Origin of the sequence: Acinetobacter sp. V2 (assembly GCF_001188385.1) — a bacterium.
Classification (GTDB): domain Bacteria; phylum Pseudomonadota; class Gammaproteobacteria; order Pseudomonadales; family Moraxellaceae; genus Acinetobacter; species Acinetobacter oleivorans.
This window is the reverse complement of the sequence record NZ_JZFB01000001.1, coordinates 832,751-840,378: the sequence shown is the minus strand read 5'-3', so window position 1 is coordinate 840,378 and position 7,628 is coordinate 832,751. Positions and strand designations below refer to the sequence as shown.

10 protein-coding genes are annotated in these 7,628 nt (G+C 32.7%); all 10 read left to right on the top strand.

Translation table 11 applies throughout. The features are described 5' to 3' along the window. Positions 1-32 precede the first annotated feature (32 nt). Complete coding sequence (locus UC75_RS03800) at positions 33-587, top strand: TetR/AcrR family transcriptional regulator (RefSeq protein WP_049836749.1); 555 nt, start codon at positions 33-35, stop codon at positions 585-587. A gap of 111 nt (positions 588-698) precedes the next feature. After that, positions 699-1,541 (top strand): hypothetical protein, encoded by an 843-nt coding sequence (locus tag UC75_RS03795; RefSeq protein WP_049836748.1) that lies wholly within the window; start codon positions 699-701, stop codon positions 1,539-1,541. Positions 1,542-1,692: 151 nt separating this feature from the next. Further along, positions 1,693-1,833 carry a hypothetical protein gene (locus tag UC75_RS18625; protein WP_005305650.1) on the top strand — a complete coding sequence of 47 codons (141 nt, stop codon included), beginning with the start codon at positions 1,693-1,695 and terminating at the stop codon, positions 1,831-1,833. A gap of 159 nt (positions 1,834-1,992) precedes the next feature. Continuing rightward, positions 1,993-2,175: a hypothetical protein gene (locus UC75_RS03790; protein ID WP_049836747.1), complete on the top strand. Its 183-nt coding sequence runs from the start codon at positions 1,993-1,995 to the stop codon at positions 2,173-2,175. A 180-nt stretch (positions 2,176-2,355) separates the two neighbouring features. Continuing rightward, positions 2,356-2,586 (top strand): hypothetical protein, encoded by a 231-nt coding sequence (locus UC75_RS03785; protein ID WP_049836746.1) that lies wholly within the window; start codon positions 2,356-2,358, stop codon positions 2,584-2,586. A gap of 128 nt (positions 2,587-2,714) precedes the next feature. Continuing rightward, the gene (locus tag UC75_RS03780) at positions 2,715-2,951 is read left to right on the top strand and encodes a hypothetical protein (RefSeq protein ID WP_049836745.1); all 237 of its coding nucleotides are present in this window, start codon (positions 2,715-2,717) and stop codon (positions 2,949-2,951) included. A 229-nt stretch (positions 2,952-3,180) separates the two neighbouring features. Next, positions 3,181-3,579, top strand: coding sequence for a hypothetical protein (locus UC75_RS03775; RefSeq protein WP_049836744.1), 399 nt, complete (start codon positions 3,181-3,183; stop codon positions 3,577-3,579). A gap of 411 nt (positions 3,580-3,990) precedes the next feature. Then, on the top strand, positions 3,991-5,166 hold the full coding sequence (locus UC75_RS20075; RefSeq protein ID WP_228137065.1) for a S1 family peptidase: 1,176 nt from the start codon (positions 3,991-3,993) through the stop codon (positions 5,164-5,166). Between the two features lie 363 nt (positions 5,167-5,529). Further along, positions 5,530-6,663: an OmpW/AlkL family protein gene (locus tag UC75_RS03765; protein ID WP_049836743.1), complete on the top strand. Its 1,134-nt coding sequence runs from the start codon at positions 5,530-5,532 to the stop codon at positions 6,661-6,663. Between the two features lie 318 nt (positions 6,664-6,981). After that, on the top strand, positions 6,982-7,628 hold a 647-nt coding region (locus UC75_RS03760; RefSeq protein ID WP_049837334.1), incomplete at its 3' end, for an IclR family transcriptional regulator.

The window sequence follows — 7,628 nt, the reverse complement described above, 5'->3', positions numbered from 1 at the left end:
TAGAAACAACAAGAATTTATAACGGTAAAACGATGCCAACTTTAGAAAGATCTTCCAAAAAATTACAGGTTATTCATACCGCAATAGAGCTGTTCAATCTCTATGGATTTCACAATACGGGCGTGGACTTAATTGCCAAAGAATCCAAAATACCTAAAGCCACTTTTTACAACTACTTTCACTCAAAAGAACAGCTTGTTGAAAGGTGCGTCTCTTTTCAAAAAAGCCGATTGAAAGAGGAAGTGCTGGCAATTATTTACTCAAGTCGTTACCGAAACTCAATCGCTAAACTTAAAGAAATTATTGTTTTACATGTCAATTTTAATAGTCTGTACTATCTATTGCTTAAAGCTATTTTTGAAATTAAACAGATTTACTCTCAGGCCTACCTAATGGCAGTTGAGTATAGAAAATGGTTGCTTCGAGAGCTTTTTGATCTGGTTTTTAGTTTAGAGAACAGCCCGCTAAAACCCGATGCCAATATGGTTTTAAACTTAATGGATGGTTTGATGTTCCAGATTTTAAGCTCAAATAGTTTGGATAAAAGGGATGTGGTGGTGGAGAGGTTTTTTGGGGAAATTAAATAAATAATTCCACAAAGATAAATTATAGTTTATAAAGCTAATTTTAAAGTAAAGTTAAAAGTATCAAATCTTTATAATCATTTTGAATGGATAGAAAGCCAATAAGGTTATTTTATGAAAGCAATAAGAGAATTAAATAAATTATTAAAATGTTATAAAACATATAGTATTGAAAGTTTGGTTCATTCATTAAAATTTTATCAAAAACATATACTAGATACCTTAGATGGAAAAGATATACTTTTTCCCTATCATATAGTGGGTATGTCTATACCTTATGCCCAGTTGGCATTCTTAAAAATTGAAAATAATAATACAGATATAGATGCTTTAAATAGTTTAAATCTTGCCTTGATGTATGCAGAAGTGGGAAGAGAATTACAATTAAAAGATTTTAAAATAAATCCTTTAGATAAAATGAATATACATGACTTAAAGAAGTATTTTTCAGAATTTTCTGCACTACTTTTTTGGGCGATTCTATTAAATAATAAAAATTTAGCAAGGAAATTAGCATACCAAGTAGAGTTTTGCTTACAACAACAATTTCTATCTGATTTTCCTTTAAGTTATGACTATTTTTCATTATGGGCTTATTACAAATGGATTAATGAAGAATTTACATTAGAATCAAAATTAGATGGAAAATTTAAAGATTTGATAAGTAATTGGTCATGTGACTCAGTATTTTTAGAACCATTACTCATAGATATAGCAAATTTACACTGCGAAGAATTAATAGATAATGATTTACGTAAGCATTCCCCAAAATTCATTAACCCTCCGTTTACTTTATTGCCACTTGAAATTCATGTGATTAATAAATTACGTGCATTAGATAAATTAGATGAAATATCATTAAATCATCCTTTAATGAACACTCATTCAGCAAAAATTAAAGAATTTGAAGTGATAAGTGATGATTTGCTTGAAACGATACAGATAAATTTTTTGTAGCTGAATAGATCAACGATAGCATCCCAAAGATGTATGCTTTTTTATTACACATTGCTTAAAAAGTATACAGAAACCTCGCTAAAACGAGTTGGAACGCTACAAACGTGAATGATACTTTAAGTTTCACTCTTCCCAATAAGTGAGGTGAGCAATGAAATTGTTAGCTTTGTTCAGTATGGGAGTTGCAGCGAGTTATTGTTATAAAACTATAAAAAATAGCGAGCAAGCTCTTCTGAAACCAACTTTTGATGAAATAGTAAAAAACTTTGTATTAGCAGAATTTAACGCCTAATACATACCGTTAATTTTAAATAAATAAAAAGCTCATCGGAAGGTGGGCTTTTTTGTTTTATAGATTTCAGATTTTCTTTTAATAATAAAAAACACGTTAACGCACTTGTTTATTTAGTGGAACTAAACTAACAATGCAGCAAAACAGGAGTGTTAAAGTATGAAATCAATAAGTGAGTACATTCCTAATGAGGAGCAAGAAGAGGAATCTTTGATTACTGCAAAAATTGATTCAGAAATTGGAAAATTAAGGAAAAGAAGGGATGAACATTTACTATCCTATATTGATGAGGAGAAAAATATTAATTATAAAATTCAAATAGAAAGTTCAATCAAGAGCTGATATTCGATTTTTATCGAATTGTATGATGATTTCTGATTAATAAAGCTTATCTATCCTAACCAATACGACTAAAAATTCCTGACCGTTTACAGTAAATAAAGCTCCTCAAAGTATCCTTATTCTGGGGAGATTTTTTCTATATGTGTTAAGCTGATCTTCATAAATTTATGGATTATTACAATGTTTATTTGTATTGGCGGTGATTTGGACGGCGAAGTTGTTAAAAACCGTGAAGGAACGTTCTTTAAGGCTAATGAAATAGATACAAGTAAGCAATCAACTTACAACTGCCAGAGTTATATTATTGGTAAAAATACATATCGATTTTGGCTTTGTGCCGAGTTGACCTATGCTGAGACAACAAAAAAAGCGAATGATTACTTGGCACAAAAATATTCATACCTTTCATAATTCAGTTGTTAAAAAATAAGCCCGCCAATTTTGGTGGGGGCTTTCTCTTTTGATGGGATGAGAAATTAAACTGACTTAAAGGTCGCCGTGATATGGTATAAAAGCACCTCAAATAATAAGGATTATATATGTTAGACAATTCAACAAAATGGCTTTGTGTGGGTGGTGTTCTAAGTGGTGAGTGGAGAGAGCAGCAATTAGAAGCATTTGATGTTGATCCTAATGATTTAAATACTCATAGTTATGAAGCAATGAAACTGATTAATCCTGTTACCAAGGCAGAACAGCATTTCTATGTATATACAGAGTTACAAGAACACGCATATGACAGGGCAATAAATTTTGCCTTATCCAAAAATCAATAAGAACAAGAGAGCACTTAGGTGCTCTTTTTTTTTAATAAAGAGTCGTTGTATTTAAATCATAGATCTTATAAGCCTAGTATTAGTAGAATTTAACGCCTAATACATACCGTTAATTTTAATTAAATAAAAAGCTTATCGGAAGGTGGGCTTTTTTATTGTAGTAGTATTTATTGAGACTAGTGTTTCTGATTTATAATTTAAATCCAAAGAATTTTTACGTTCAATAAAAATGAAACTATTTTCAATTATGCTTATCTTATTTTGTTTAAGTTCTACTTACTTACATGCTGAAAAACTAGGAAGAGAGAGAATGACGATTTTCCTAAGATTGATAGAAAATTCCCGAACTGCTGAACAAAACTTACAAAATTATTTAAGCCGAATTCATTCGGTAGGACAAGTTAGCTTTAAACATCAAATGAGAATAGCAGACCTTTTATGTGATGTTGGGAAAGCACAAAAACCAATGATTGAATTTATGGAGTTAAATAAAGAAAGATTTGGTTTAAAAGATCAGGATGTTATGACTGTTTTTCCACTTGATCGACAAAAATTACAAGAGGAATTGGAAGAATTAAAAGATACACCGTATGAGTGTGGTAAGCAGAGTTATAAACATTTGTTGTGATGATCTTGTCACGGCAGTAACTGCCCTAAAACAAAAAATAATAGCTAGTAAGTTTGGTTTATTAATGAGCCAGCATCAAAAATAATATTTTTACAACCAGATAGCCTCAGAAATTATGGCACAAGATAGCTCCAGCTTATTGATTGTTTATGAGACATCATCTTATAACTTCTAATACTTGCACTAAGTTAAGCAAAAAGACTATTTAAAAAATAAACAAAAAATAACGGTTAAGAATATTTTGTTTTATAAATTGTAATTCTCTAATTTTTCCTTAGAAATATTATATTTAATGGTGAAACATTATGTGAATACCCGAGGTTATGCACCTCATGTTTAAAATTTGGTTGGTTTTTATAGAAACAATATATCGTTATATTTGAATCTTATTTTTTTGACCAGAAGGTAAAAATGAAAAAAATATTAGCCCTAACAATTTTAATTTCATCATCTTGTACATTTGCTGCATCAAATGAGGGAATTGAGCAGGACATCCATAGTTATTCTTTATTGCATGGCGTTAGCACAGCAGAAGCAAATAAAGCATTATTTTTAGAAGCTAACCGAGACTCTGCACTCGAAGTTATTGAAAAAGAATTTAAAGGCCGTATAGCTGGTATTTATATTGAAAGTTCACCTACATATAAAATTGTGGTTAGAGTTAAAGGTTATGGCCAGAATGAGAAACGAAATGTAGCGGTAGGGAATGCTATTTCCAAAAGTAATTTACCTATTGATATTCAGTATGGTGCTAAAGAAACGAGAGAGGTTGCTAAAGGCCAGATAAATAAAGCACAAAAACTAGTAAAAAATTATTTTAATACCATTCAAACTATTAGCTACAATGAAAAAAATGGGAATATTATTGTTGAAGTTAAAGGAAAGAGTACTACTGAAAATTTAAAGAAGGTTGACCAAGTACAATCTCTTTGGAAAAATCCAAATCTACCAATTGAAATTAAATTTGTTAATTGGACTATCAAACCTTTAGTCGATGCTCATGGTGGAACTTTTGTTGCTGGACAAATCAGTCCAACAATGTATGGAGATTGTACTACTGCTTTTGGTATTAAAAATGCTAGTGGTACAAAGTATATGAGTACAGCTGCTCATTGTCCGAATAACTTTAAGAATAAAGCAGATGGTACGCCTTATACATTTGTAGGTGAAATTTTATTCGCGCAGTCTAATGATTTCCAGTGGAATAGTACAACAGCCAATATCACCAATAAGTTCTATGTGGGGCCAACAACAACTAGAACATTGACTGGAAGACGGACATTATCTGCAACAAAAATAGGTGAGAGCGTATGTCATTATGGTCTATCGACTGGATATAGCTGTGGTACTGTTGAAGCAGTTGGGACAACTATTGATAGTCCAGGCTATCCAGGAAGTTTTTGGGTTAAAGTAAATACTAATACTTGCGGTCATAGTGATAGCGGTGGACCAGTTTTTACCGCCCTTACTATTGCTAGTGGTATTCTTTCGCTTGGAGCATTAGATGATGTGACTCAAGAATGTTATGGATATTACTATGTGCCTACAGACAAAATTTATGAAAATGGTTTTTCTTTCATTTACTAATTAAATTTCATAAATGCGATAGCATTTTTTTTGATTAAATCTAAATACAGACTATTCTGTATTTTTAACTCCGCTAAAAATTATTTAGCGGAGTTTTTTATGGGTGAAATCTAAGAAAAATAAAATAGGCTTTAATCCCAGTAAAAATAAGCTCATCGGAAGGTGGGCTTTTTTTAAATTTATAAATTTCCATAGAAAATTCATTTATATTGTATATTTTTCAATCAATTAAAATAAATTAAGTAAAATTAATATATTGTTTTATAATGCTTTTTATCAGAAAATTTTACCAAAAGTTAAAAAAATCTTTATTTTAAATGAAGAGGTTAATGGAAACCTCTTAAATAAAATAAAGGAAATAAAATGGATATTTTAAAATTAATAGGCGGAAATCTGCTCGCCGTGGCTTTCATAACGGGAACTCAAACCTCTCATGCAGAATTTAAACGGTTCTCTGTATCTGCTGGGTGGTTGCATGTCATGCCACAAGGGAAAGCAAATCCATTCAACATCAATACTGCTGTAGCAAATGGAACCACTGCCAAAGTCGGAACCATTTCTACCTCAGCATTTATGAAATCAATTGACCCTAATGCAACCTTATCAACTGGGGAAAATGCCAAAGAAGTTCTCGATATGGTATTTAGCCATCCAGTCGATGAAAACGGCAATCAACAACAATCGGTTGGTCAGTTATTAGGGCTTGTAGATGAAAATGATATGGTTTCGCCAGATATCACTGGTACAGCAACCATTAAGGGACTAGAACAATGGGAAGGTAAAGGCACAGGGCTTGAAGCAGAAGATGTAGACACTCTGGGTTTAATGTTTAATTACTATGTGAATGAGAACGTGTCTTTACAGTTAATCGGTGGGATTCCTCCAAAAGTTGATATTAAGGGGAAAGGAGAAATCAACGCGCCGTTATCTGGTTTTGCAAATCCTGAAGGATTAGCTGCTTTGGTTATAGGGGATAAACTTGATTTATTACAAGACATTCCAATCACTAACCTCGGTAATAAATCGAAAGCTGCTACGGTACGTGCATGGACTCCAGCATTAGAAGCTCAATATCAGTTCGGTAAGGCAGGAGTAAATAAATTTCGGCCATATATTGGTGCCGGAATTATGTATTCACGCTTTTCTAACATTAAGTTAAACGACCAAATTAATTCTGACTTAATTGCTGCGGGGCATATGATTCAGAATGTTCTAGATAACAATGCTGGTGCAGCATTAGATGGCAAAACCTCAAGTGCAAATCCATATGTTCGGGTTAAAGCAACTGATGCGATTGCCCCAATTGTGAGTCTAGGAGCTACGTATGACATCACGCCAAATTGGTATGCTGTTGGTTCAGTTTCCTATGCAAAGTTAAATAACCGCGCAAATATTGATGTGATTGATAGCAAAACAGGTAAGCAGTTAATTCATGCCTCAACCAAAGTTGATATTGATCCTTTAATTACATATCTAGGTGTGGGTTATCGTTTTTAATATCCTCATTTAAATATTAATCTTTCGTTTAGGAAAATTTACGATTTAACCTGTCGTATTTTCTGTGCATAGAAGGCCCCGCCAAATATCAATTATTGGTGGGGTTTTATAAGAAAAGCAGTGTAGTGGACTGTTTGGGAATTCAAGGAAGAACTTATTATTTTATGATAAACATCTGAAAGAACTAAGCTTTATATGGTTGGGTAAAGAAAAACCGAAGGTCACTTGAGAGATTAAATCAAAATATAAGAAATATGGTAAAGTTAAAAACCTAATTCAATACATTTAAAATTGATATCAAGATATTGTAGGAAAAACATGGTTAAAATTAAACCTCACCCAGCAACAAGCGGAAATGCATCGGCTGATCGCCTTTTAACTTTGTTAACTGCTTTTAGAATAGGTGATAAATCTTTAACCCTAGCAGAACTCGCTGAACGAACAGAATTAAATAAAGCAACCATCATGCGCTTAATCGTTTCGCTAGAAGATTTTGGTTTTGTTAACCGTCTTTCGGATGGCAGATATACACTTGCCAGCGAAGTCATGCGTTTAAATACAATTTATCAAGATGCTTTAGACTTAGAAAGACATGTCATGCCTTGTTTACAGCAACTTGTAGATGAAATTGGTGAGACAGCTTCTTTTTACGTTAAGCATGGAGCATATCGTCTTTGCCAATATCGAATAAACTCTACCCATCGATTGCGTGTTCACGTTCAGCCGGGCGAAGTACGACCAATGGATGGCGCGGCATGTGCTCAAGCATTGAAATCAACATATGAACAAGTTTTATCAAGAACAGAACCTTTTTATTCAACTGGTGTAACAGAACCCCACGCAGCTGGAATGGCATTGCCTGTGTTTGATGCTCAAAATGAGGTAGTAGGAGCCTTACTCATTTCAGGCCCATCAAGCCGTTTTACTGCGGAAGTTGCAAAATCTGTAGGTGATTTTTTCTTCAA

Excerpts from the sequence above, each read along its gene's own strand:
- UC75_RS03765 (WP_049836743.1), top strand. The coding sequence starts at position 5,530 with ATGGATATTTTAAAATTAATAGGCGGAAATCTGCTCGCCGTGGCTTTC.
- UC75_RS20075 (WP_228137065.1), top strand. The coding sequence starts at position 3,991 with ATGAAAAAAATATTAGCCCTAACAATTTTAATTTCATCATCTTGTACA.
- UC75_RS18625 (WP_005305650.1), top strand. The coding sequence starts at position 1,693 with ATGAAATTGTTAGCTTTGTTCAGTATGGGAGTTGCAGCGAGTTATTGT.
- UC75_RS03795 (WP_049836748.1), top strand. The coding sequence starts at position 699 with ATGAAAGCAATAAGAGAATTAAATAAATTATTAAAATGTTATAAAACA.
- UC75_RS03775 (WP_049836744.1), top strand. The coding sequence starts at position 3,181 with ATGAAACTATTTTCAATTATGCTTATCTTATTTTGTTTAAGTTCTACT.
- UC75_RS03785 (WP_049836746.1), top strand. The coding sequence starts at position 2,356 with ATGTTTATTTGTATTGGCGGTGATTTGGACGGCGAAGTTGTTAAAAAC.
- UC75_RS03780 (WP_049836745.1), top strand. The coding sequence starts at position 2,715 with ATGTTAGACAATTCAACAAAATGGCTTTGTGTGGGTGGTGTTCTAAGT.
- UC75_RS03800 (WP_049836749.1), top strand. The coding sequence starts at position 33 with ATGCCAACTTTAGAAAGATCTTCCAAAAAATTACAGGTTATTCATACC.
- UC75_RS03790 (WP_049836747.1), top strand. The coding sequence starts at position 1,993 with ATGAAATCAATAAGTGAGTACATTCCTAATGAGGAGCAAGAAGAGGAA.